Origin of the sequence: Pedobacter sp. BS3 (assembly GCF_008274585.1) — a bacterium.
In the GTDB taxonomy this organism is placed as follows: Bacteria; Bacteroidota; Bacteroidia; order Sphingobacteriales; family Sphingobacteriaceae; genus Hufsiella_A.
Genome location: NZ_VTRT01000002.1, coordinates 472,886 through 499,566 on the forward strand (window position 1 = coordinate 472,886; position 26,681 = coordinate 499,566).

At 39.9% G+C, this 26,681-nt stretch carries 23 protein-coding genes; 6 read left to right on the forward strand and 17 right to left on the reverse strand.

Going from position 1 to position 26,681, the window contains the following annotated elements:
• Nucleotides 1-10 precede the first annotated feature (10 nt).
• From FW774_RS07710 to FW774_RS07730, 5 genes are all read right to left on the reverse strand, one after another.
• Complete coding sequence (locus tag FW774_RS07710) at nt 11-679, reverse strand: hypothetical protein (RefSeq protein WP_149347591.1); 669 nt, start codon at nt 677-679, stop codon at nt 11-13.
• 4 nt (nt 680-683) lie between these two features.
• A complete protein-coding gene (locus tag FW774_RS07715) occupies nt 684-1,289 on the reverse strand; it encodes a hypothetical protein (RefSeq protein ID WP_149347592.1) in 606 nt (201 codons plus the stop codon).
• 154 nt (nt 1,290-1,443) lie between these two features.
• The gene (locus FW774_RS07720; RefSeq protein ID WP_187774851.1) at nt 1,444-2,883 is read right to left on the reverse strand and encodes a RagB/SusD family nutrient uptake outer membrane protein; all 1,440 of its coding nucleotides are present in this window, start codon (nt 2,881-2,883) and stop codon (nt 1,444-1,446) included.
• A gap of 88 nt (nt 2,884-2,971) precedes the next feature.
• Nucleotides 2,972-6,271, reverse strand: a complete 3,300-nt coding sequence (locus FW774_RS07725) for a TonB-dependent receptor (protein WP_187774852.1) — start codon at nt 6,269-6,271, stop codon at nt 2,972-2,974.
• A 233-nt stretch (nt 6,272-6,504) separates the two neighbouring features.
• Nucleotides 6,505-7,680 (reverse strand): FecR domain-containing protein, encoded by a 1,176-nt coding sequence (locus FW774_RS07730; RefSeq protein WP_187774853.1) that lies wholly within the window; start codon nt 7,678-7,680, stop codon nt 6,505-6,507.
• Nucleotides 7,681-7,989: 309 nt separating this feature from the next.
• Between FW774_RS07730 and FW774_RS07735 the strand changes: the two genes are divergently transcribed.
• Entirely contained in the window at nt 7,990-10,152 is a 2,163-nt protein-coding gene (locus FW774_RS07735) for a T9SS type A sorting domain-containing protein (RefSeq protein WP_149347596.1), read from the forward strand.
• A gap of 287 nt (nt 10,153-10,439) precedes the next feature.
• On the opposite strand, the gene FW774_RS07740 is transcribed toward FW774_RS07735, so the two are convergent.
• The 3 genes from FW774_RS07740 to FW774_RS07750 form a co-directional block, all read right to left on the reverse strand.
• Nucleotides 10,440-10,958: an RNA polymerase sigma factor gene (locus FW774_RS07740; RefSeq protein WP_242457762.1), complete on the reverse strand. Its 519-nt coding sequence runs from the start codon at nt 10,956-10,958 to the stop codon at nt 10,440-10,442.
• Nucleotides 10,959-11,350: 392 nt separating this feature from the next.
• Complete coding sequence (locus FW774_RS07745) at nt 11,351-12,244, reverse strand: PorP/SprF family type IX secretion system membrane protein (RefSeq protein WP_149347598.1); 894 nt, start codon at nt 12,242-12,244, stop codon at nt 11,351-11,353.
• A 65-nt stretch (nt 12,245-12,309) separates the two neighbouring features.
• Nucleotides 12,310-14,268: a gliding motility-associated C-terminal domain-containing protein gene (locus FW774_RS07750; RefSeq protein WP_149347599.1), complete on the reverse strand. Its 1,959-nt coding sequence runs from the start codon at nt 14,266-14,268 to the stop codon at nt 12,310-12,312.
• Between the two features lie 248 nt (nt 14,269-14,516).
• On the opposite strand from FW774_RS07750, the gene FW774_RS07755 reads away from it, so the two are divergent.
• Nucleotides 14,517-15,410 (forward strand): hypothetical protein, encoded by an 894-nt coding sequence (locus FW774_RS07755; protein ID WP_149347600.1) that lies wholly within the window; start codon nt 14,517-14,519, stop codon nt 15,408-15,410.
• Between the two features lie 82 nt (nt 15,411-15,492).
• Here FW774_RS07755 and FW774_RS07760 read toward each other — a convergent pair whose 3' ends face one another.
• From FW774_RS07760 to FW774_RS07780, 5 genes are all read right to left on the reverse strand, one after another.
• On the reverse strand, nt 15,493-15,711 hold the full coding sequence (locus tag FW774_RS07760; RefSeq protein WP_149347601.1) for a hypothetical protein: 219 nt from the start codon (nt 15,709-15,711) through the stop codon (nt 15,493-15,495).
• A 245-nt stretch (nt 15,712-15,956) separates the two neighbouring features.
• Entirely contained in the window at nt 15,957-17,012 is a 1,056-nt protein-coding gene (locus tag FW774_RS07765; RefSeq protein WP_149347602.1) for a nucleoid-associated protein, read from the reverse strand.
• A gap of 129 nt (nt 17,013-17,141) precedes the next feature.
• A complete protein-coding gene (locus tag FW774_RS07770) occupies nt 17,142-18,431 on the reverse strand; it encodes a citrate synthase (RefSeq protein WP_149347603.1) in 1,290 nt (429 codons plus the stop codon).
• A gap of 227 nt (nt 18,432-18,658) precedes the next feature.
• Nucleotides 18,659-19,177, reverse strand: a complete 519-nt coding sequence (locus FW774_RS07775) for a DUF3347 domain-containing protein (RefSeq protein ID WP_149347604.1) — start codon at nt 19,175-19,177, stop codon at nt 18,659-18,661.
• Between the two features lie 163 nt (nt 19,178-19,340).
• Nucleotides 19,341-19,880 (reverse strand): outer membrane beta-barrel protein, encoded by a 540-nt coding sequence (locus FW774_RS07780; RefSeq protein WP_149347605.1) that lies wholly within the window; start codon nt 19,878-19,880, stop codon nt 19,341-19,343.
• A 301-nt stretch (nt 19,881-20,181) separates the two neighbouring features.
• Here FW774_RS07780 and FW774_RS07785 point away from each other — a divergent pair, with 301 nt between their 5' ends.
• A complete protein-coding gene (locus FW774_RS07785; RefSeq protein WP_149347606.1) occupies nt 20,182-20,568 on the forward strand; it encodes a PleD family two-component system response regulator in 387 nt (128 codons plus the stop codon).
• Complete coding sequence (locus FW774_RS07790; protein WP_242457763.1) at nt 20,543-21,640, forward strand: sugar transferase; 1,098 nt, start codon at nt 20,543-20,545, stop codon at nt 21,638-21,640. Before FW774_RS07785 ends, FW774_RS07790 begins: the two co-directional genes overlap by 26 nt.
• A gap of 265 nt (nt 21,641-21,905) precedes the next feature.
• Here the strand turns inward: FW774_RS07790 and FW774_RS07795 are convergent, their stop codons facing one another.
• The 3 genes from FW774_RS07795 to FW774_RS07805 all read right to left on the reverse strand — a co-directional run bounded on the left by FW774_RS07795 (nt 21,906) and on the right by FW774_RS07805 (nt 23,842).
• Nucleotides 21,906-22,217, reverse strand: a complete 312-nt coding sequence (locus FW774_RS07795; protein ID WP_149347607.1) for a type II toxin-antitoxin system RelE/ParE family toxin — start codon at nt 22,215-22,217, stop codon at nt 21,906-21,908.
• Nucleotides 22,217-22,435 (reverse strand): addiction module protein, encoded by a 219-nt coding sequence (locus FW774_RS07800; RefSeq protein WP_149347608.1) that lies wholly within the window; start codon nt 22,433-22,435, stop codon nt 22,217-22,219. The genes FW774_RS07795 and FW774_RS07800 overlap by 1 nt, the downstream gene beginning before the upstream one ends.
• A 144-nt stretch (nt 22,436-22,579) precedes the next feature.
• Nucleotides 22,580-23,842 carry a PAS domain-containing protein gene (locus FW774_RS07805; protein ID WP_149347609.1) on the reverse strand — a complete coding sequence of 421 codons (1,263 nt, stop codon included), beginning with the start codon at nt 23,840-23,842 and terminating at the stop codon, nt 22,580-22,582.
• Nucleotides 23,843-23,997: 155 nt separating this feature from the next.
• Between FW774_RS07805 and FW774_RS07810 the strand changes: the two genes are divergently transcribed.
• Together FW774_RS07810 and FW774_RS07815 are read left to right on the forward strand one after the other, a co-directional pair.
• Complete coding sequence (locus FW774_RS07810; RefSeq protein WP_149347610.1) at nt 23,998-25,041, forward strand: flavin reductase family protein; 1,044 nt, start codon at nt 23,998-24,000, stop codon at nt 25,039-25,041.
• 96 nt (nt 25,042-25,137) lie between these two features.
• Nucleotides 25,138-25,758: an L-threonylcarbamoyladenylate synthase gene (locus FW774_RS07815; protein ID WP_149347611.1), complete on the forward strand. Its 621-nt coding sequence runs from the start codon at nt 25,138-25,140 to the stop codon at nt 25,756-25,758.
• Nucleotides 25,759-25,915: 157 nt separating this feature from the next.
• On the opposite strand, the gene FW774_RS07820 is transcribed toward FW774_RS07815, so the two are convergent.
• Nucleotides 25,916-26,509 (reverse strand): RNA polymerase sigma factor, encoded by a 594-nt coding sequence (locus FW774_RS07820; RefSeq protein WP_149347612.1) that lies wholly within the window; start codon nt 26,507-26,509, stop codon nt 25,916-25,918.
• Between the last annotated feature and the right edge of the window lie 172 nt (nt 26,510-26,681).

Sequence of the window (26,681 nt, forward strand, 5' to 3'; positions counted from 1 at the left end):
ATTTGTTATTCTATATCTTAATGAGGCCCATTTTATTCCACCGTTCAAGTATATTGCCTACAATATTACCTACACCATAAGCCGGATCTTCTTCGGGACTATGGCCCCATTTATACACCTGAGCCACGTTACTATCATGCCTGTACCCTCTGATATGGGTAAACTCATGTGCAATATGCCGGGCGTACCGGTAAGCCAGTGGCTGATTGGCATATATCCAATAATCGTTAGAGGTGATCTTATAAACACAGGCACTTGAAAACCCCTGCGTACTTGTGGAACCTTCGGTTTGCTGTATTAACAGATTCAGATTGATCTTAGCTGATGCCAATAAGTTTTCATACACTACACGCCCGTCTATCCGGTGCAATTGTTCATTAATTTCACGCTTAAAGCAGGTTGATCTGGTAGCACTGTAAGCCGAATCATTATAGGTATGACTATATAATGAATCTTTAAATTCCTGCGAAGAGTAAACTTTGTTTAAAAAGCCTGTAACTTTAGTCAGCGTATCGCTAAAATGCTCAGGCAGGCTAACATCTCCTTTAGTTGATAACGTGAAAGTGAATTCAACTGTGGTTATGGGATTTCCCGGCTCTTCTGCCTTCTCCCTGGTATTCTTTTTACATGACAGTAATGCCGAATACATAACCATTATAAAAACAATACCTCTTTTCATGGTATCATAATTTTATTATTCCTGCCTTATTCCAGCGTTCCAGGATATTACCTACAATACGCCCAACTCCGTAGGCCGGATCTTCGCCCGGGTTTCTACCCCATTTATACGCAGTGGCTACTTTATTATCATGCCGGTAACCCCGGATATGAGTAAATTCATGGGCAATGTGCCGGACATATCTAAACGCTAACAACTGATCGGGTTTCATCCAGAAATCATTGGACGTTATCTTATAAATACAGGCATTGGAAAAACCTTGTGTACGTGTTTTACCTTCGGTTCTCCTGATGGCGAGCTCAATATTTATTACTGAATCGGCAGTTAAATTGCCGTAAACGGCACTCCCATCAACCCGATGAGTCTGCTCATTGATAACACGTATAAAACAATTGGCTTTTGATTTTGAATACGATGAATCATTAAATGTATGGCTGTAAAGCGAATCTTTGAACTCTGCAGATGAGAAGACCTTATTAAGCAGTATATTGATTTTGGCCAGGGTATCCGTAAAGTTTTTGGGTAATATTGCCTGTTTATCAATACTGGTTTTAAATTCAAACCTGATATGCAGGCTATCTGCTTCAGGTATGTTCCTTTTAGCTTGCACATTAAGGGATAACGTTACGCAAAAAACACACAACAATCTGTAAAACAAATACTTACCCATATAAAATAACATTATTTTATACAACAATTAAGACAATAAATCCCCCGGCACGGTCATAAAACCGATATTTATATTGTTATGATATTATTAAATACTACGGGTTTTGCTCCATAGGGTTAACCTCTATTTCCCGGCGTGGTATGAGAAATTGCCAGCGAACATCTTCCTGAGGTACCGTCAGCACATTAGCTAATGTCGACGTAGCGCCGGTTCCTGTACGGTTCAAATCAGAATTTGTACGTTTCAGGTCAAGAAACCTGAAACCTTCTCCCCAAAGTTCAACCCTGCGCTGTACTAATATATCGCCAAGCAACTTGCTTATGGTGTAGCTGCTGCTTTGTGTTGGTTTTACATAATTTGGATCGCGGTTTACAGCCAATGGATAGAGCGCTGTTGCTGCACCGTCAAAATCGTTTTGCATGGCTTTTGCCTCCGCCTCTATCAGGTACATTTCAGCGGCACGCATAAACGGAATGTCGCCGGCACTCACGGCCGGGTCTTTTACCAGAAACTTACGGTGCATATACAGCTTTCGTACCTGAGTTGGTTCTGATTTCCCGGTTGATGCGTTAATTACACCAGGAAAATTAACATAATCGTCAACGTTTGTACACCATAGTTTTTTACGGATATCTGTAGATGATATAAGCGCAAATAATTTGGTGTTTATTAATTTAGGATTAGGCCGTGTATGCGCTGAATTAAAATTAGCCGACATGTATGCATAGAACGAACCGTAAGCGGGTAACTGATCGGCCAGTTGATTTGCGCCCCACATCCATTCTGAATTGGATAAATTGGTAAACCCGCCAAGATATTCTGAATTAGACATTAAACTATAACCTTCCCGGGCTTCGGCAGCATATTGGGCAGCTATATCCCAGTGTTGCATCACTAAGGCTACACGGGCTTTGAAGCCTTTGGCGACACTCAGGTCAATGTGGGTTTTATAAGCACGTGCCTCTGCTTGTGAAAGATTAATAATAGCAGAATCAAGATCAGTATTGATACGCTCATATACTTCTTCAACTGTTGCTCTTGGCAGCGGATCAAGCGAATACCTGGTTACAATAGGTACACCGGGTTGTATATTAATTATACTGGCATCATAACGTTTGGCAAAAATCTGCACCAATTGAAAATGAGCCCAGGCACGCAGGGCAAGACACTCTCCCCTAACGGTTGCTTTCTCTGTTTCAGAGCCGTCAACTACGTCTAAGGCCGGTAATATTTTATTGGCGCCTGCTATGATGCGGTAATAGAACCGGAAGGCGAAATAATTAAGATCGCTGGATACGTTACGATGGTTTATCCATTTATATGAGTTTCTGAAATAACTGGTTCCTGCAGCAGAATGAACAATATCTTCGCCCATAAAGTCCAGGGTGATCATCATAGCGGCCTGCCCGTCCTGTTCCTGGCCATCATATTGCATGTACAAAGCCCGGTATAAGCCGTTTAAAGCAACCCGGATATTGGTCATTGAGCTTAATATTTCCTGTTCCGCCACCTGGTCGGAAGGCTTTGTGTCCAAATAATCTTTATTACATGATGAAAGTGTTACTAACAGAGCAAGAACACAATAGATGATATATTTAAAATAGCGCATCTTCTTAATCATTTTAAAGTGTAACATTTAACCCAAAACTTATGATACGCGACGGAGCGTACGTATATGATGGCGAACCGGTATAGGTTTGAGTTGGATCCATACCTTTGCGGGCCGATGTAATAAACAAATTCTCACCGCTTACATAGGCTCTGGCACTTTGTATACCATAGCGTGATATAAACTTCTTGGGCAACGAATAGGTTACCGCAGCAGTACGAAGATTGAGATACGAAGCATCGGTTAGCCAGCGGTCGCTATCATACATGGATGTTCCGGTTGTACGTTTGGGTACGCTTGTTACATCGCCAGGATTTCGCCAGCGTTTCAGCGCATCCACGTGTAACGCTCTTCCGGCAGAGCCGCGATACATAAGCGATTCATAATCGTTATCAAACGCATAACCACCCACCTGGTAAAGGAACATCAATTGCAATGAGAAGTTCTTATATGTGAATGTATTGTTAATACTTCCATAGAAATCAGGAATAGCGCTGCCTGTATAATGATACTGGGCATCTGCTACTGTTGTAGTAACGGTATCTCCTGTCCAGTATAGATCTGCTCCTGTTTCGGGATCTACGCCGTACCAGTCTCTCAGCCAAAATTCGTACATAGACTCACCGGTAGCATATTTCTTTGTGCCACTAATTTTGTTTTCGTACTCCTGGGGCAGGGAGATAATTTTATTTTTAAAGGTAGTCCAGTTAATGCCCATATTCCACTTGAAATTCTTCTTCCTGATAATATCACCGTTGAGGTTAATTTCTAAACCCTGGTTACGCATGCTGCCAAAATTGGCATTTTGTGTTAATACGCCTGATAGCAATGTAGTTGATACCGGAAACAACAGGTTATGCGACTGGCGGTGAAAGACTTCGAAGCTTCCGTTAAGCCTGTTTTTAAATAACCCAAATTCAAGCGCTATATCTGCATTGGCATTTGATTCCCATACCAAGCTATCGGCAGCCGCTTTAGTGTATAAAGCTCCGGGTTCTGACCCATTGTTATAGTTAAGATCATATAACGCCTGATAAGCGAAATATCCACTGATATTATCGTTACCAACCTCGCCGTATGAGGCTCTCAGTTTAAGCAGATCAACCCAATCGGCTTTAAAGAAGTCCTCTCTGTCTATATTCCAACCGGCACTTACCGACCAGAAGTTACCCCATTTTCTATCCGGATGGAATTTCGAAGAGCCATCGCGGCGGTAAGAGGCCGAGGCCAGATATCTGCCATCGTAGCTGTAATCTAACCTTGAAATATAACCTTCGGTTTTGTACAGCCTGTCATACGAGCTCAGATTTGTAGTTGTAGTAAAATTATCCAGAACAGAGGATCCTTCTACGGCCTGGTTTCTTCTTGAACCGGTTATATAATCGTAATAGCTCAGGTAGTTTTCATGACCAAGCAGTACCTTAACTTTATGAACGCCAAACTTTTTTTCATAATTAAGTAATTGATTAAAGTTAAGATAAGCCGTCATACTATTGGTACGTGTGGCACGGCCTACCCCTACGGCATCACCAATAGTAGCATTATCATAAACGTTCGATCTGTAATTACCTAAATTGGCGCTAAATGTGGTGCTGAATTTAAAATCCTTCAGAAATGTTATTTCGGCATTGGTATTGGCAATAATAGAATTACGCCTGATTTGATTAATATTATACAGCGTTTCTGCAATAATATTACGTCCTGTCATTAACGGGCGGTAATCTGCCGGATCATATTGCTGGTTACCATTCTCATCAAGGATATAGGCGCCCGTTACAGGATTATGGATATGTACCGGGTAAATAGGCGCCAATAACAGGTCTACATAAAAAGGATTTTCATTAATACCGCTGCTTTCGTTGGCCTGATCTGATTTGGTGTAGTTACCGTAAAGGTTTAAGCCTACAGATAACCATTTTACGGGCTGTGAGTTAACCCGTACACGGCCTGAGTAGCGTTTAAAATCCGATCCGATTACGTAACCATTCTGATCAAGGTAGTCTAACGATACATAATAGTCGCTTTTGGCAGACCCGCCCATCAAACTTAGTAGCAGATCTGTACGCAGGCCTGTACGTTGTATAGCATCTTTAAAGCTCAGATCTTCAGGATAAAGTAACCTGGCCTGCGGATTAATGGTTCCGCTGGGTAACACTACCTCGTCATCAGCAACGTTGAACGGATTCCATCCCAAATAGGTTTTAATATCTTTACTTGCCTGTTCTGGCGAACCTGAAGTGCCATTCTTCAAGCTCTCCCATATCAATTCATAATATTGATAGGCATCTACTTTCTCGTAATCGGGCAAACCTCTTTCTGATATGGCATGGGTTAGCTTTATATTAATGTTATTGCGGTTGCGCTTACCTTTTTTGGTAGTGATCAATATAATGCCGTTAGCTGCCCGTGCTCCATATAAAGCAGTTGCCGAAGCATCCTTTAGTAAGGATATACTTTCTATATCATCGGGGTTAATATTATTGATCACTCCTTCGTAAGGAGCACCGTCAAGCACATATAAAGGGCCATTGCTGTTGGTTATTGAGCTAAATCCCCTTATACGGATATCTGGGCCTTCGCCTGGCTGTCCGCTGCCGGCATTGGTTTGCACACCAGGTGCGGCGCCCGCTATAGCATCATTCAGGTTAGCAATTGGCCTTAGTTCAATATCTTTGGCGGTAATTTGTGTAACAGAATTGGTCAACTCCCTTTGGGTTGACGTTCCAAAGGCAATAGCAACTTCATTTAATTGTTTTGCCTCTAAGCTCATACTAATATTGTATTTGTTAGCGGCAGTTAGTGTTACTTCTTTAGTTGCATAACCAATATAGGTTAGCTGCAAAATCTTGTCAGAAGATTTTACAACCATTGAGAAATTTCCATCTGCATCAGATATGGTTCCGGTTGTCGTTCCCTTAATCCGGATAGATACTCCGGCCAGAGGACTACCATCATCATTATCTGTAATCTGTCCGGTTATAGTACGAGTTTGTACTTCTGCCGAACTGATCACTGGCTTATTTAAAGCATTTACAATTATGATCTTGTCTTCTATTTTATACGATAAGCCCTGGCCATCAAGCAATTGGTCAAGAGCCTCATTAATGCTTACATTTTGTACATGTATGCTTACAGGCCTGGTGCCGGATAAGGCATCGTTATTGTAAATAAAATAATAACCGGTTTTAGCCCTTAATTCTTTAAAGGCGTCTTTTAAACTGATGTTATTTTCTGACATGCTGATTTGCTGACCATAGGTTAAAGCGCTGACATGCAGATTAAATACCAAGAGTAGAATAGCTGTTAACTTCATTGTCAAAAAAACTTTTCTGGCTATCCGATAATTTTGTATTTTAAATAATTGCAATACGTTTGGTATTACACAATGTATTTTATCTTTCATACATTTGTATATAAGGTTTTGAACACTGAGTTTATTAATTCGTTCCGGACCTTGTAAATCTCTCTTTCCCGGCCGCAACCCGGGAAAGTTCTTTATAAAGTCACTATTTTTTCTAACCTGGAATTTTTTGTAGCACTATTAATCTATTTTTTTGAGCATGTTACCATATTACCTTTTATTTCAAATTTCACATTGCCGGCAGATTCCAGCACTGTTAATACCTTTGATAAATTAGCGCTTCTGGGTATAACACCTGTATAGGATATATCAGGTTTATCGTTATTATAAACAACATCTACATTATACCAGCGCTGTATACTTTTCATAATGTCATCTATACGGGTATCGTTAAAAACAAACAAACCGTTTTTCCAGGCCATTGCCGCTTCCATATCGGCTTTATATATGGTAAATCCTTGTTTATCTACTGTATATTGCACCTGTTGTCCCGGTGCAATAACCCGGTTCTGATTATTCCGGCTGAAGTTTATAGAACCTTCCAAAAGGGTGGTTTTCAGCACCTTTTCATCCTGATAAGCCATAATATTAAAGTGAGTTCCAAGCACCTTGACCTGTGCATCTCCAACCTCTACAATAAATGGCATTTCTTTATTTTTAGCAACCTCAAAATATCCTTCTCCTGTTAAAATAACCTTACGTTGAGGGCCGCTAAAATGTGCAGGGAATGTTAAAGACGATTCTGCATTGAGCCACACTTTACTCCCGTCTGATAATACAACATGATACTTACCACCTCTGGGCGTAGTTAAGGTATTGAACATTACGTCCTGGGCAGTAACATCTGTATTTTCAGGAACATAAGTAATTGCGCCGCTAACCTGGTTTATCCGGGTTACCCCCTGCTCCGCCAGTTCGCCTTTTTTGTTTTCATTCAATTCCAGTCGTGAACCGTCTGACAAGGTCAGCGTTGCCTTATCGCTGCCTGGCGCTACATCTGTTACAGCTACCTGGTTTTCTGTTCCCTTTACTGAGTTCCTGATATAGAATTTATGAATGCTATAGCTTATAATAATTAATGTAACTGCCGCTGCCAGGTACCTTAACGGCCGCCAGAAACTGTTTTTACCGTGCCCATTTTCATGGGCAATTTGCCGGTACATATTATCCCAGTCAATATCGTGCACATCGGCATCGGGATTCAGGGTTCTATACCGCTGATCCATTATTTCGAAGATAGCCTTTTTATATTCCTTGTTACCGATGTATTCAAACAGCTCCAGGTATTCTTCATAAGAGATACTTTTATCTCTGTACTTTTCTAAGAGCTGTTCTATTCTTTTATATTGATCTGACGGCATAAGTTTCTGTTTTTGAAAGTTAAAAATACAACGTGCTATCCTGAATCTCAACATTTCTGTGTAGGTGTGTTGTCTTTAACTTTTGTATCTATAGACTTTTGAGTTGTATAATAGGACCGAAAATATTTTTATTTTATTAAATAAAGTCTCAGCAATATGATTTTCAGCCTATAAGAAACAGTTAAATAGCAAAACCAGACAAATAAAATTTAAAGGATAACCTGTTTTATATTTTTTACGGTTAGAACGGTCCTAAAGCGATTGATTTCAGTCAATATAATAGTAATCAACAACTTAAAGGACATAAACATGAAACAGGTTTATTTAATTCGTATTATTTGTTTTGTTATAGCTATATCAGCTATTAACATAACCAGGGCCACCGTTAGATACGTTACTCCAACCGGAGCAGGCGATAAAAGTGGCACATCATGGGACAAGGCCTCAGATGATATTCAGGCTATGATCAATGCTTCGTCTTCGGGCGACCAGATCTGGCTTGCCGCAGGCACTTACTTGCCTACTGTTATAGCTTATAACGGCACTACCAGCAGAGACAAAGCCTTTGTTTTGAAAAGTGGCGTAGCAATTTATGGAGGATTTGCAGGTGGCGAAACCCTTTTGTCGGCACGCAATTATACCACAAACGTTTGTATTCTAAGCGGAGATTTAGACGGATCTACGGGAACTGACGATACCTACCATGTGGTTATCGGCGCTTCCTTAAATACCTCAACTATACTGGATGGCGTAACTATTAGCGGCGGCAGGGCTAATGGATCCAGCTCTGCATTTATATCAACAGGTACATTTGAGTTTTACAAAGACAGAGCTGCCGGTATATACTTACGCTCCAGCAAACCCCAGCTTAGTAATATTATTATAAAGGACAATATTTCTTCAGGCGGTGGCGCTGGCGGATATTTTTATACCAGTTCACCTACAGTTACTAATGCAACCATTGTCAATAATACTGCTGGCGGAAATGGTGGAGGTTTATTCTTTTATGGAACTTCCAGCGTGCCTACCTCACCTGAATTCTCAAATTCAGCGTTTTCTAACAATACGGCCGTTTCTGGTGGTGCTATCTATATCTCAAGCAACTCATCACCTACCTTTACTGCTGTATCATTTACAGGAAATACTGCCTCTACGTCATACGGAGGCGCTATATATAATACATCCGGCCTAACTATTGATGGATCAACATTTGACCAAAATAGCTCCTACAGCCGCGGCGGAGCTATTTATGATTCAGGCAGTGCAACCACTATAACCAATACCCTGTTTTCATCTAATAGTACCAATACAGGTTCCGGAGGAGCAGTATATATTTCCTCTAATAGTCCCGTACTTAGCAATATTAAGTTTTATAATAACAACACCCCGTTAAAAGGAGGAGCGATATTTATGTACGGAACAAGCAACGCTCAGGCAAACACGGCACTTACGAACTGCCTGTTCTATAATAATCAGCAAACCAACGCTGACACAGATAATGGCGGAGGCGCTATTTACGCTTCTTCAAATACCAATACAACCATAACCAATAATACGTTTTATGGTAACAGCGCCATTAATGATGGCGGGGCTATTAATCTGGGATATAGTAGTTCTGTTATTAATCTATATAATACTATTCTGTACAATAATAGCGCTACCGGCTCCGGAGCCGATATTCACAATAGCGGCAGTGATAATATTACTGTTGCAAATTCATTAACACAAGCGTTTGGAACCGATGGCACAGACGGCAACATCGTAGGATCAGATCCCCTGTTTGCCAGTGTAACCGCACCAGATGCTGATTTTTTACAGCTTACATCCACCAGCCCGGTAATAAACAAAGGTGATAATTCCAAAATTTCCGGAACTTCACTTGATCTGGCCGGCTCTGCCCGCATAACTCATACGATAGTTGATATGGGCGCTTATGAATACCAGGGTACATTACCGGTTACCTTATTTAACTATAGCGTAAAGAAGCAAAATAACAAGGCGCTGATTAGCTGGCAAACCGCCGCAGAGGACAATAATGATTATTTTCTGTTAGAGCGCAGCACTGATGGTAAAACCTTTAACATGTTTGCAAAGATATACGCTAAAGGCGCCGGTCAATATTCATATACAGATAATCAGCCAATATATGGAATTAATTATTACCGCCTGACCCAGGTCGATGCAGACGGAAAATCTACTGACTACGGTATACGTACACTAAAATTTGACCTGATTGCTTCTGAAATCAACTTATACCCTAATCCTTCGCCCGACAAAGTAACCATAGTTCTCAATGGAGCTGTTAATAAAGCGGAGTTGCTGGATATTAACGGAAAAATATTGGAGAGCAAAACTGTACTGGCCGGTCAGCAAGCATTAACGTTTAGTATGACCAGTTATCCTAAAGGCATGTATATGGTAAGTCTTTGGGGAGTATCCGGTAGGGTAAATAAAAAGCTTATTAAGCTTTAACCATATCACAACTACTTCCGGAGTTTAATTGACTGAAAGCAGCAATAAGGCTCCGGAAGTTTATCCATGTTCCATGAAAACCTAATCTCTTATTCGATCTGCTTCTCTCGTTTCTTTGCCAGTATTCCTAATACATAACAAAAACATATATGCCATTTAGTTCTGACTTATAAACGAGATAGCTAAATCGAACGCATTCCGATATTATAGCAAACATAACATCGATAAAAGCGCATCTGCACTGATAACGTGCCTGAATGGGACGAACAGAAATATTATAATATCGGTTAAAAGAGGAGTTGCTTCACTACCAGGACAAATGCTATGATAAACGCACTCTTGCTAAGCCGGTATTTTAAATGCTTTAATACCTCAACAATAATATTTTTCACCCTGCTTTTAGAAAGCCCCATAACCCGGGCTATCTCGTCATGGTTCATATTTTCAGAGCGACTCATGTTGAAAACAGCTTGTTTCTGTTCAGAAAGCTCAGTTAATGCTTTTTCTATAATACGTTTACTTTCGGATAGATTGATCTTATCGTCAATATCATTATAACTAACGGATAGATTGATCCACGTTTGGTTCAACATCTTTTCATTACGGGCAGTTTTGGTAAGATAATCGTAGGTTTTATTGCGGGCTATGGTATAAATGTAATTACGCGGATGTTCTATAGCAAGCAGGTTACGGCGGTTTTGCCAAAGTATCAGAAAGGTCTCCTGAACTATTTCTTCGGCATCGGCCTTTGAATGGATGTAATTATCTACAAAAGTAAATATGCGGTTTTTATACTCGTTAAACATTTGCCTGAATGCTAGTTCATCCCCTTCGTAAATTTTTTGGAGTAAAAGCTTTTCGGCGAATAAATTGTACAAAGTTGCCATGCAGAGTTAATTGAGAAACATTATATTAATATTCTGCTACCATCATTGAGCGTTCTGGCAACAGCCCTTGCCCTTTTCTTTTATAAACATACAGTTTTTTCAGATAAATCGAAATTTTTTTTGAAAAAATCAAACAAAGCCATTTGTTAATAACACTAAATCAAAAATAATCTAAAAATAAAATAATTTATTCAAAGAAATACACAATTTATTGCAAAATAGACAATATACACACATCAAAAAGTAAACAAAATACAAAATCGGGGAAAATAAATCCTCCCCGATTGCTGATTACCCGACACTTGCTTAGATTATTGCTTATTTAAAATATTAATACGTAAGCCTAATTCTATATCTCCGTTAGTTTGTACAGTTAAATTATTATTGACAGGTAAAGTATAAGCTAATAAAAATTGCAATTGCTTTTTATGCGAGTATCCGAATCCAAGAGTTGCGTTATTTGAACTATGATACATAGCCAGCAAATTAAACTTATCTTCAAAAAATGTGGCGTTTAATCCGGCATCAACTATATTATCATAATTACGTACTCCCCGGTACACTACCTTAGGCTCAAGCTTTATAGCGCTAAAGGCATATTTATAGCTTATGGCAGTATAAAAGGTGGTTGGTGTGTAAATGGCATTTTCTGTGTCATAAAATACATTACGCAGGTTAGTAACCGCCGCCTGCACAGTAATAGTTGGTGTAGTATAGGCTAAGCCGAAATCGGCATCAGCATAAGGTTTTATATTATTATACTGCTCTATCAGCATATCATCAGAATCGCCTACTATGCCGGACTCATCGATACGCTCTGTTGCAATTCCTGCCGAAATACCAAAATTAAGCATACTGTTGCCGGTTAATTGTAAATGATAGGCATAGCTTAAGGCATAGCGGTTGGCTCGCACTAACCCGTCTTTGTCGGTATTTAATTGTAGGCCCAGTCCCATTTTACCGTTTAGCTGATATTCTGCAGTAAGTATATCAGCTAAATTAGTACTGTTATTCTTTATAAACCCCTGTTTATAGGCGGCGTTCAATACCACACCTTTTTCTAAGCCAGCCATTGCCGGGTTAGCTAAATATTGGTTCTGGTAATAAAGGCCTATTACAGGATTAATCTGGGCTTTGGTATTGTTAAAGGTAATTATCAAACCTAATGTCAGTGCAAACAGGCAATAATTTTTTTTACGTATCATTTTTTGGTAATAGTTTAGTTCACAGCTATATAAAATACAACGCTTACAATTTTAGTATGCTTGGCTTACTTATCTCTGAGAATGGTAAGCGAACCTTTAATTGGTTTCAAGCCTCCACCGTATTTGATTTCGTAGTAATAAGTGCCTGATCGTAACAGTTCTCCGTTATATGTACCGGTCCAGTTCTGCTGGTAATTTTTTTCAAGAAGAACTGTTTTTCCAAGCTTATCATATACGTGTACTTCGTTATCCGGGTAAACTTCAAGGTTCTCAATTACCCAGGTATCATTTTTACCATCGTTATTGGGAGTTAATATATTATGGGGTTTTATCTCCCAACCTGGTGTAACGGTTTGCATGGTCAATACTCCACTTGGCGATAGTTCAGTTCCGTTTACCGAAGCAATAAAGTAAAAAGTATGTGTGGCTGATGTGAGCGGGGTGCTAAATTTATAAGACCAGTTACCTTGTGCATCAATTGTAATGGCAGTATCAAGAGGAACATCATCCACATATAAGGTTACATATACGGGCAGTGTAGTTAATAAACCTGTTTCGCCACTAATTAACGGTAGAAGTGATGCAACTTGTCCGTTCGATCCGCCATAAATTACCGGTGCCGGAATGCTTTTTAGCACATTGATAGTTATGGTTTGCGATTGCGATACCAAGGTTAAATCATCACCATTTTTCACGGTTAAGCTCAGAGTGTATGTTGGCTTATTGAAATAATCGAACGTGGCGCCAGCTGCTACCGTAATAGTGCCTGTTTGAGCATCGATAACAAAATTATTACCCTCGTTACCACCGGTTATCTCCCAATCTGTAATGCTTCCGCGTCCTTGCAGGGTAGCTTTAACCACGCCTACCGTTATGCCGGGCTCTGCATTGGCGGTTATATAAAAGCTCTGACCGGCTGTTATAACCGGAGCTATCTTTCCAACGGTATAAACTTCACCAGTTGTGAAGGCAAAACCATCAAGAATTACATTAACACCATCTGTAATACCTGTTCCCGAAGCCTTTTTGTCCAGTCGCAGTGTTCCCTGTCCATCCACATTGGTTACCGTTACCTGGTATAACTTACCGGAACCACTTATCGAAGCAATTGTGCCGGTAGCTGTACCAGTGGCAGTAAGATTAAAATCGGTCATATCTACACCGGTAACATTCTTTGAGAAATACACATTATAGACTACGGTAACTGCACCAAAATCTGCTGAAGTGGTTATACTGTCTATTACAGGGGCATTGCGTAAATAACTAATGAAAGCTTTATTATCAGGTTCTTCTCCTATACCATAGGCCGGCGTAGCAGTGGATGAAGCTATCAGGTTATTAGTTCCGTTAAAATCGGCCAGGCTGCGTGTTGCATTTAAAGCGTATAAAAAGCCGTTAGAAGGCACAATAGTATTTCCGGCCATTTTGCGGCTGCTGGCAGTGGTACCATCGGGCCCGGTAAGGGCATTGTACGCATTAGTTATATTGGTAGTAAGTACGGGTAAAAAAGCGTGTACCAGGTAATCAAAGCCATCGGCAGCGCCGTTCAATGCACCATCGGCATTGGCAGCCTTAAGTACTACAATATCATAGCTTCCTAAGGCAAATGTACCCGTAGAGCCCGAGGATGATGCTACTGCGGTAAAGTACTGTGTATTGTTAATGGTTATATCAAGCGTATAATCGGATGCGTCAGTGTCTTCCACATAATCCGTTGCCGTTGGCGATCTTCTGATAACGATGGTTGTTCCTGACCTAAGACTCGACCAAAAATCGCTGTTATTAAACATAAATTTACCACCGGCATCTCCAAAGGTTGAGCTTGTTGCCGATGCGCTGGTAACATCTTTAATATACATACCACGCATATCGGTCTTATCTTTAATTACCAAAAGTTCAACAACATCGTTTGCACCTAAAGGTGATGAAGCTGATGAATTATATACCTTATTAATAACAACGTCTTGTGCCTTTACGGCAATAGCAAATAATAACCCTGTAAGTAATAGTAGTTTTCTTTTCATATTCAACCTGTAATAGAATTAGTTAAGCTCCCATCCGCTTTTCTGACACTTTTGTATCCTGATTTGAAAGTATAGACTATTAAGAAATGATTAAGGACCGATTTTTTTATACTTTTTTATATTTATATGTTCACGTAAAGTAAACTACAAATTCACATTGATGTATTGTAGTGTTAGCCTGATTGGCAACCATTATTAAAAAAAACGGTACCAGTCCCCGGCTTTTTAGTCTATATCTAAAAACACGCATGAAAACATTACATCTTTTAATCGCCTTACTTTTCACGGGCTTTATTACTTTGGCGCAGGAGCTACAGCCGGCCAACGTACATTTCGATAAAAATCACTGGATTGAGTACATTGAGGGTAATATGCCCCTGGTAATTAGCGTGCCACACGGCGGTACTACACTGGTAGAAGGCGTTCCGCTACGGTCATGTAAAGGAGCGGTAACCGTTACTGATACCCGCACCATTGAGCTGGCCAGGGAAATTGAGAAGGCTTTTATTAAAAAGTACAATTTAAGGCCTCATATTATTATATGTAATATATCGCGTAAAAATGTTGATCAGAACCGTGATGTTGACGAGGCTACCTGTGGCAATGAGTTAATGAAAAAGCCCTGGGAACAGTTTCATCATTATATCGACAGTGCTATATCACTGGCTACTGCACAATATGGCAAAACATTGTATATAGACCTGCATGGGCACGGACATAAAAAGCAACGCCTTGAATTGGGTTACCTGCTAAGGGCTAATGAGCTTAAAGACCTGAATAAATCGAACGAGGCTGAGGCCACTAAAAAGTCATCGTTATCTAACCTGCTTGCCGACAACAGCAAGCTTAGTCTTACCGATCTGCTGACAAGCAATATTGCATTTGGCACCATGATTGCCAACAGCGGTTTCCCGGCCGTGCCTTCTAAACAGGATAAAGCGCCTGAAGACGGTGATAAATACTTTAACGGCGGATATAATACTGCCCGCTATTGCAAATATCCTAATGTGCACGGCTGGCAGATAGAAAGCAATTACAAAGGTGTCCGGGATCCGGAAGGCCGTCCCCTGTTTGCCGATGCCTTTGCCCAGGTAATTATGAAGTTTATTGACAAAAACACCTCGCTGAAAATTAAAAAATAGAAACAGACCTGCTGATGCCCTGACAGGCCGGAATATTTCAGCCTGTCAGGGGACAGGCCAAGGCAGCAAAGTATAGTACTATTTATTCTTCAAACAGCTGTAACACCGTAAAACCGGCGGCTTCCAGTACGCTTATTACTTTTAACGCATCAATTCCAACTCCTTTTACTGTTAACAGATGGTACAGCGAATCAACATCTACCGTCCATTCCGCTACTCCTTCTAATTTATCAACCACCAGGGCCGCTTTTGCCAGCTTTTCTTCTGAATTTATATTAGTTTGAAATTTGAGTGTATCCATAAATAATTAACAATTTATAGGCTAACAACTGATCCATTCTCATAATCCGGAAATGCGATCTATATCCCGGCAATATGATCCTCTATCATTTAAAATAGATACATACAGCGGACTGTTTTAACCAAACGCAAAAAATAAAGATACTACAATTATATTTTATAGGTAGTCTGAGCTCTCTTTTAATAGGGTTATCTTTCAGATTTTTTACAAACGTGAACGGAGCTCCGGGCTTTTTAGATCTCCGGTTACTGCTCTTCCCGGAAGTAAACCTTATAGTAATTCAAAGATTTTTCCTCATCAAATCCCTTTTCGATCATATCCTTATTGCCATGAATATAGATATGAAAATTCTTGTCCAGCTTCAGCACGCTTTTATACACCCGCGACTGCTTTTTTACCGCTGGCCCTGATATTTCAAAACTATCGGCAATGCCGGTTTCAAACTCATTCTCATAGTTTTTCTTGAAGCTCAGAAATGATGCAATACCCTGTTCATTACCAATAACTTCCTGCGAAAATTCTTTCAGCTCAAACTGCTCCTTTTCCTTAAAGTACTTCATGGAGCGGTTCAGCAGGTCAATTTTATCGGCTTTGGATATTTCAAACTCTTCATCGAGCTTGGTGGTTACAAAATCCTTGTAAACTCCCAGTATCGCATTGGTCTGGCTATAATTATCATTCCTGATCTTGAGCTTCAGAAACTCATCTTTCCAGTATACGGCCTCCTGGTTACGGTTTGTTTGGTCAATAACCACTACTTTATACCCTTCCTCCTTTTCTGTGTTGAAGATCAGACAACCTTTATCTAATTTATGGATATTGATGCCTTCATTCTCATAGCTGAGGTTAAACCCGTTCTGTTCCGGAAATACTTTGAGGTAAGTTTCTTTGGTTTCTGATTTGAATATACCTACGGCCTGATGCAATTCGCCTTCTATCTGCACATTATCAAACAAAGCCACATACAGCTCGCCCGGTTTAATTTTGGGATGTGTAGACAGATCATATAAATATTTGGCCAGCAGCTCTGTATTTTCATGAAAAGTACCGGGTGCATTAAATAATGCCGATGCATAATGATATACTTCGTTCAGATCAAGATCATCGCCCGAATGATAAAAACGATATACTTCGTTTGTTTTTTCAAATGGCCCCAGGAAATACTGCATCAGCAGCTTGTTCAGCTCCTCATCGTTCAGGCTCACGGGTTTTTCAGACAGCACATAAAATTCATCCTGCGCCTTATTGCCTGTTTTATGGATGGAAAGCTGTGTGAGCGATGCTTCAAAAAAGGATACCATAAAAGTCTCTAACGATTGGTTTTAGGTTGGTTAAACAATAAGCTGAAAAAACAGATCCGCAGCTGTAGAAACAATAAATGCCGGATCTTGCAAACCCGGCATCTGTTATCTGGAAAACGTTTTTAACTGCTATTTCCTGTTATTAATATCTACAAACTCTCTTACGGTATGGCCTACATATATTTGTCGCGGGCGCCCGATCGGTTCTTTATTTTCACGCATTTCTTTCCATTGCGCAATCCATCCCGGTAAACGGCCTAAGGCAAATAATACGGTAAACATTTCTGTTGGGAAACCTAATGCCCGGTAAATAATTCCCGAATAGAAATCTACGTTCGGGTATAGCTTTCTGTCAATAAAATACTGATCGCTTAAAGCTACTTCTTCTAATTTTTTAGCGATATCCAGTACCGGATCATTAACGCCTAATTTAGCCAGAATGTCATCACAGGCTTTTTTAATGATCTTTGCCCGTGGATCAAAGTTTTTATATACGCGATGACCAAATCCCATCAAACGGAACGGATCGTTTTTGTCTTTTGCTTTAGCTATCCATTTTTCGGTATCGCCGCCATCGTTTTTGATCTGCTCCAGCATTTCAATAACCGCCTGGTTTGCACCGCCGTGCAGAGGTCCCCAAAGTGCGGAAATACCGGCAGAAATAGAAGCGTACAGGTTACTTTCTGAAGAACCTACAATGCGAACGGTTGATGTAGAGCAGTTCTGCTCATGATCGGCATGCAGGATAAGCAGCTTATTCATGGCGCTGACCACAACCGGGTCTATCTCTATATGCTCGGTACGCTGACCAAATGTCATGTACAAATAGTTGGTAACATATTCCAGGTTATTCTGCGGGTAAATAACCGGGTGTCCAAGCGATTTTTTATATATCCACGATACCACTGTAGGCATTTTTGCCAGCAGTTTAATAATAGTCAGATTTACGTCTTCTTTTGATGGATTGGTATCTAAGCTTTCGGGGTAAAATGCAGATAATGAGCATATCAGCGAACACAACTGGCCCATTGGATGAGATTTTGACGGAAAGCCGTCAAAGAATTTCTTCATATCCTCATGTACCAGCGTATGCCGGGTAATCTGAAATTGAAAATCGTCTAACTGAGCCTGTGTCGGCAAATCACCATAAATTAAGAGGTATGCTACTTCTAAAAACGATGATTTTTCGGCAAGGTCTTCAATGCGATACCCCCTGTATTTCAAAATTCCTTTCTCGCCATCAAGAAAAGTAATAGCACTTTTGGTAGCCCCGGTGTTTTTATAACCATTATCAAGGGTTATATAGCCGCTGGAATCTCTTAATTTAGAAATATCTATTGCCTTTTCGTTTTCTGTACCGGTAATTACAGGTAGGTCGTACGTCTTTTCTCCTAATTTTAATGAAGCTGTATCTGACATAATTAATGGTTGTGTGGCAAAAATAAATAAATCAACCTTTTATAAAAGGTTTTTTTATAACTGAATTGCAATTTTTACTTAAATTTTTTTGTTACATTCCCTATTAACAGGCGATTTATTAAATTACTGTTAAGTTAATTATAAACTATCGCGTTAATTTGATTTTATTTATTGATTTTAAACGTGTTAACTATTTTTAAATTGGACTGTCTACTTTTGAATTAGCGTTACCTGATTTTTTCCTTTACGGAGCCGCAGGTTAACATCTCATTTCCGTAATAAGGATTACGAATTTCTTTGCTTGACGACAGCCAGTAAGCACCGTTTCCATTATCAGCCATCGGGCAATATTGAACGTATATACTGCCTGCTGTTAACTTAGCATGCCTGAATATCGGCATCAAATCGTTATTTAACAGTACAAATAAATCCCGTTGGATTTTCAGATCGGTTACCGTACCGATTTTTTCTGTAATACCTACCGAAGTATCACAACCGTCTATCTGCTTTAATATCTGTGCCAGCGTATCGGCAGCATGCTCTGCCTGTATTGAATCGGCTTTTACCAGGTCATTTTTCAGTGCGGTATACCAGGTATATACTTGAGCAAGCGTATCATTTTTAAATGATACCGTCTCCAGACTATCTTTCTGACCGGCATCTTGTGCTGTATGCGTTGAACGTACACATGCGCCAAGGCTAATAAACAGCATTAAAATGAAAATACCTGTAAAAATTTTTGTCATAACCAAAACGTATTAAATCCCTTTCTTTCCTGACTAAAAATACCTGGAGTATACTATTAGAAACAAATAAGCAGCATTCTAAAAGTTGTATGCTGCAAAAACAAAAAAGCCCCGCTAATGCGAGGCTTCAAATATAGTAATTTATAAAATTAATGTATTGCTGTTATTTACTTAAGTTAAATCCGTAAGCAATACGTAAAGCTACCTGACCTACATTATCGGTATTATTGGTCACATCATTCTTAATAGCCAAGCCTTCATAACGTAAGCCCAAATCGAGACCGTTGTTAAACGCGACACCAATACCCGGCGCATACAGGAAACCTGTTTTAGAGTTTTCAGGTAATCCAAAGCCGGCACCAAGCTCGCCAACAACGTAGAAACGTTGCACAGGGAAAACTTTAACACCTGCTTTTAAAGGAATAAAATCGTACGATTGCTTACCCGGTCCGTCATATTTATCTTTAATTACAAAACAGGTATAGCCTGTGGTAAGAATAGCCGAAACATTAGATGTAAAATCCTTTTGTAAGCGAAGGTCACCACCTGGTACAAAACCATAAGGGTCATCTGTAGCTATACCGGCATTAAAACCAATTCCCAGCCTCCAGGCTTTAGAATCAGTTTGGGCAAAAGTGTTAGTTGAAATTAATAAAGCTACCGCAGCTACTGCGTAAGCTATTGGTTTAAAAGATAGTTTCATTTCAGTTACTAATTAATTTGTCATTAATTATATTTCGGCATACGGTTATCAATATCAATGCCAATTAGCAACAACAATAATTATCTGTATACAAGTTATTGACATTCAGATACTACAACAATTAATCAGAAAACAAGCCCGAAAGATTATCTCACAGCTTTAGCGTACAAAACTGTATTTTTTGTATGTTAAACGCTACAATATTGAAATAGCTGCAATAATTAAGTGAAATAATTATAAAAAGTTGTTTTTAGATAATAAATTTGGTGTATTAACAACCGGAACAACGTAACAGAACTGCATGAAAAAACAAATACTTGTTGTAGATGATGAACTGAGCATACTGAAGCTGCTTAATTTTGTGCTTAATGAAGATTATGATTTGGTGATAAAGAAAAGCGGTTATGACGCCATTAGCTGGCTGGAGGAGGGTAATGATCCGGATTTAATTATCTCTGATTTGAACATGCCTTATTTTAATGGCAGCTCTTTTATACGAAGTTTAAAAATAAGTGGTTTATATCGCGATACCCCGGTTATTATTTTATCGGGAGCAGAAGACCTGGAGAATATTGTAACACAAATGCCTTTTAAGGCCGATTCGGTTATGCAGAAACCCTTTAATCCTGCCGAATTAAAATCACGTATTTTTAAAGCCATGAATGAACATGTTACAACCAGCCATTAATTCTACATCAGAAAAAATGGTTGACCACGGGATAAAAGTAACATATACGGGCAACCTGCTTCCTGAAATCTCCAATCGCCTGTCGGCCGAATTCCATTTAAACCACTGTGCTGATCTTGATCATTTAGAGCAATACTTAAATGAACAATCCCTGTTGAGCTTACCCGATTGTATCATCATTGAGGTAGACGCTTCAGAGCTGGCTTTTTCTTACACCGAAAAGCTGAAAAGCAACCCGTTGTTCCAGGGCATTATCCTTATCCTGGTCGCACCGCAAAAAAACGATGCCTGGCGGACACGGGCCATCAGGCTTAAAGTTCACGATTATTATACCTGGCCGTTCCCGGTTGAAGATTTGTGCGAGCGCATACATTTCCTGGTTAAATTTAAGCTCATTGTACCCAACCTCTCAGAACTGTCGGCGCATGTGGATGTTACCTATAAAGTGCCCATCAGCAAACGCTTGTTCGATGTTATTTCTTCTGGCGCTGCATTGCTGGTGCTAAGTCCGCTGTTGCTCATCGTTGCGCTGATCATACGTTTAGAGTCCAAAGGGCCTGTGATCTATAAAAGTAAGCGGGTAGGTACAGGATATAAGATATTTGATTTTTATAAGTTCCGTTCCATGCGGTCTGATGCCGATAAAATGCTGAGCCAGCTATCAAACCTGAACCAGTATACCGATACCGAGGCCACTAACGGGAAATCAGCTTTTGTTAAAATTAAAAACGATCCGCGTATTACCCGTTTCGGGCATTTTATACGTAAAACCAGTATTGACGAATTACCACAGTTGTTCAATGTGCTTATTGGCGACATGTCGTTAGTAGGAAACCGTCCCCTGCCTTTGTACGAGGCAGAAATGCTGACCTCGAACGAATGGTCTCAGCGCTTTTTAGGGCCGGCCGGGCTGACAGGCCTCTGGCAGATCAGCAAACGCGGTAAAGAAGAAATGTCTGAGCGTGAACGTAAAAAACTGGACAATTTTTATGCAAGCAACTATTCATTCTGGCTTGACATGAAAATCATTGCCGGCACTATTCCTGCGCTGCTGCAAAAAGAAAAAGTATAATTATTAAAGCCAAAGTTCTTCGGGATCGCAAAGATAATTGACTCGATATTTTTTTGAAAAGCAGTGCCGGTATCACTTCGGCAGTGGTAGTCCCGCTTTCATTCATACGCCTGCGAGCCTGCCCCCTATACCTCGCGGGGCATTACACACAAGGCCGGTATCCATTCAATCGGGTTTAGTTTGGTTAGGGCAGTGCTACTCTGACTTTGAACTTTGACAACTTTCTAAAAGTTGTCAAAGTTAACAGCACTATCGGGTCTGATTTTTATCGTTGCTTTTGTACCCTTTTTTGAATAATGTTTGGGTTTCGTTTGGTATGTAAAACCCCTATAATTATAATTTGCTTTTTATCTTCTTCGATAAAGTAAAATATCCCGTAAGGAAAACGGGTAACATAAGATACTCTGATTTCTTTATATTTGGTTTGGTAATGAAGAGGATATGTGCCAATACGATCAATTTCCTTGTTTACTTCCTGCTTAAATTCTTCCCCTAATTCTGCACGTTGCTCATTGTACCATTTCTTTGCTTTTTGCAAGTCGACACGGGTTATAGGCAGTAATTTAACTTTGTACATTACCAATCCTTTTTGACTGATTCCCAATCAAGTAAATCATTAGGATTTTTATGGTAACTTGCCAACCTGTCGTCTAATTCCTGCCTGATTTCGTCAGAAAGTTCCTGTGATTCTTCTTTCTTCTGCTTTAACACTTTTTCCAAAGCATCAAGAATACTTTCTTTATCAATATCGATAAGCTCTTGTATAAAGTTATATTTCCTTGTTGCTAAATCCATTATTCTGTTTCTTGATATCGTAAAGATACAAAAAATACAGATTGAGTACCAAAGATGATGTATAAAATAACCACTACAAACAAATTTGAAAAGCAAGTCAATATTTGTATAAAAAAGAGAAAAGTATAATTTTAACAAGCTTATTTAACTATTAAACTCTTCGCGGTTAATTTCACTGCTTATTTTTTTGGTCACCGCATCCAGTTCTTCGGCACAGTTCAATAGCAGCAATTGCATTTCGCGGATCTCATTCATCTTGTTTGTTTCTTTGCAAAGGTTGATCAATCCCATAATAGAAGCAACAGGTTTACGTATAGCATGTGAATTTGTCCAGGCAAGTTTCCGCAATGTTTTATTCTGCTCTTTTATTTTCTGTTCCCTCAACTTTCGTTCGGTAATATCGCTTTGAATAGATATGTATCGCTCAACCTCATTGTGCTCATTAAAAATTGGCGATATATTCAGTTGCACCCAATATGCCCGACCATCTTTTGTATAATTCAACACCTCAAAATCTACAAATTGATTCCGCCGTACAGCTTCTACGATACGCTGCTGAATCTCTGCATCTGTATCCGGCCCATGTAAAATATCAGGAGTTTTGCCAACAACTTCCTCAAATGTGTACCCGGTAAAATTTGTAAACGCCTGGTTTACCCAGGTAATTACGCCATGCTTATCTGTTATGAGCACAATATTATTGATCCGGTCTACAATATCAGCCAATTGCTTTTTCTCTTCCAGCGATTGTTTGATCAGGGTAATGTTCTTCTGCAAAGCCTCTCTCAACTGCCGTTCTGTTTCATAAGCTTGCTGTAACTGCTCTTCCTGTTTCAATTTATCTGTAACATCAACGGGCATAACCATAACACAATCCTGATTATTAAACTTTATCTTATGTGACCGGATGGAAACCAGGATAACTTCACCATTTTTTTTGATATGCCGCCAATAGTCGGTAACACGATATCCCACTGAATGCATACTGGCTACAGATTCTAACAACTTCTGTTGATCTTCACGCGGACGTATGTCCTGAATGGTCATTTGCCTGAATTCACGCCGGCTATAGCCATATTTATTGATCGCCGCCTGGTTTACTTCAATAAAACGCAAGGTTTTAATATCATATATCCAAAGTGGATCCGGGTTATTATAAAAAAGACTTTTATATTGTTTTTCTGATATTATAAGGCCGGATTCTTGCTTTTTAATAAAAAAGAAAAGCAGTATTGCCGTAATCAGAACAAAAAAAAGTCCTTTCCCCGTTTGCAGAAGTTCTCTATCTAACCCTGTTGTTACAGACATTTGCTGTATCAGGCCATCGCTCGCAACAATCCATACTACACTTACCAGTAAATAAAAAAGCGTTATTATAAATGGCCCTTTAGGTATTGATCTGAACATGGTATTTTAGCCACGACATTAGTTGAGCTGCCTGCGTTATAGATAAAAGTAAGTAATTTAAACTATAAATTATAAAAAGAAATTACCTAAAGGCAATTGAAATTATAACTATAGTCCTTTGATATCCACGAAATTAGCCTGTAAATTTTAAAATAATGGAGAACGATATACTACACCTGCGTATTGAAAAGATCATTCCCGAAACAGCAGATACCAAAAGCTATATTCTGGCTCCGCTAAACAAACGCGACATTGTTTTTTTGCCGGGACAGTTTCTTACCATCATTTTCCGGTTTGAGCACGAAACCGTCCGCCGCTCATACTCTATTGTTTCGTTACCCGGCGAACCTCTGAAAATCACGGTAAAGCGGGTAGAGAACGGCGCCGTATCACGCTTTGTGTTGATCAACTGGAAGGTTGGCGATACTGTTGAAAGCCTCGCTCCTGCCGGGCGGTTTCACCTGGCCCCCCAGACTTCATTTCCCCGCGACTTATTTTTCTTCGCAGCCGGCAGCGGGATTGCTCCTATCATTCCCCAGGTACGATACCTGCTGCAAGCAGAAAAGCAAAGTAATTTATACCTGTTTTACAGCAGCCGGTCAGAAGCAGATACCATCTTTTTTAACGAGGTTCAGCAATTGGCAAAAACACATCCCCGGCTCAGGGTACGTTATTTTTTTAGCGATCCGCAACAACACTGGGAAAAGCGCATCCGGCTCAATAACGGCCTGCTCGAAGAGATCATGACCGGCCTGATTCAGCACCGGCCGGCCGATGCCGTGTTTATGATATGCGGCCCGTTTACCTACATGCGTATGATCAAGCTGACGCTTGGTTTTATGAAATTTCACAGCAAGCAAATACGCACGGAACAGTATCTGCCGGCAATTTTACGCAGCCAGGCGCCAAAGATCTTTCACTTTCCGGATACAACTATCCGGTTAACGATAAAAGGGAAAACATACGTATTACCTGTAAAATCGAACGAAACTATACTTCGTGCAGCATTGCGCAACGGTATTGCCCTGCCTTATAGCTGCGAAGGCGGAATATGCTCTACCTGTGCTGCTAAATGCACCCACGGCAAAGTGGAAATGAGTATTAACGAAGTGCTATCGGATGCTGAATTAAGCCAGGGTTGGATATTAACCTGCACCGGCTACCCGGCAGATCACCAGACAATCATTACATTTGAATAATTTCAATCCGGAAAAACTTTATGGTAATAACAAAACTTAATATGAATTATGATGCGCAGGCATTTTTACTTTTGAATTTTGAATTTTAACTTAATCATGCTGATTAAAATATATCCCGAAAATCCAAATCCGAAGGCTATAGAACAGGTAGTTTCTATATTGCGGAAGGGCGGACTGATCATTTACCCAACCGATACCGTTTATGGCCTGGGTTGCGATATTACTAATCAGAAAGCGATAGAGAGAGTATGCCGTCTTCGCGGGATCAAACCCGAAAAAGCTAATTTCTCTTTCATCTGTCACGATCTGAGCCATATTTCAGATTACATTAAACCTATCGACACCACCGTTTTCAGGCTGATAAAGAAAGCGCTTCCGGGCCCGTTTACATTCATCTTTAATGCAAACAACAATGTACCGAAGCTGTTGAGCAGCAACAAAAAAACGGTAGGAATACGTGTTCCAGATAATAATATTGCCCGCTGTATTGTCAAGGAGTTAGGCAATCCCATCATCTCCACTTCTATTCACGATGACGATGAGATCATTGAATACACCACAGACCCTGAGCTTATCTATGAAAAATTTAAGGATACGGTAGATGCTGTCATCGACGGTGGCTATGGTGATAATATACCGTCAACTGTGGTTGATTGCACTTCCGGCGAATTTGAGGTTATCCGTCAGGGCAAAGGCCTGATCGAGGATTATGTATAGAAACTTACTTTTGGTATTGGGTTATTCGTCTTCGTTGTTTGTTGGACAAAACGAAAAACCGACCCTTTGAAATTGTCCGCCTTACAGACATTGTCAATTGTCATCTGTCAATTATCAACTGTTACCTGTTAAAGCTCCCCGAACCATCCGCTATAACTTATAAACCCATTATAAACAAGCATAGCACTAAGGCAACATCCTGTATCAAAAACAGGTATTCGCGTACAGAGCGTGAACCTTTTACAATATGATCGTTAACTGTAGAAGTTGATATCCCCAATTGCCGGCTCACTTCTTCGTAGCTTTTACCTTCAAGCTTGCAGAGTGTATAAATGTGCTTACGCTGCGGCGGAAGCTGATCTACCGCTTCGTTAATAAGCGCCAGGCTTTCTTTATTGCTGATCATTTCATCAATATGCGAGTAAAACTCGGTAGCTACAGCCATTAAATGAGCTTCGAGCTTTTTATCACAGGCTGCTTTTCTGAAAAGATCATACACCAGATTTTCGGCTATTTTAAACAGGTAAGAGCGGAAAGATCTTTGCGGATCGATGGTTTCGCGTTTGCACCATACCTTGATAAATACTTCCTGCAACAGTTCTTCGGCCAGGTCTTCTGATTTGGTCAGCTTGACCAGGTTTCCGTAGATTCTGACCTTATACCGATGATATAATTCCTCAAACGACTTTTTATCGCCACTCTGAAGCAACACCAGTAATTGTTCTTCGTCAAATTCCGGGTATAATGCCATCGGTTATTTAAAATACCTGCATATAAATATATGCAATTATTCTAAACGATATAAGAAAGTTTGATTAAAACTTATTGACAAAATCCGGCCGCAAGTATTGTGTAGTGCGTATGGAGTAGTGCGATGGCCTCACTCTAATCCTCTCCTCATTCTCTAAAGGAGTGCACGGACA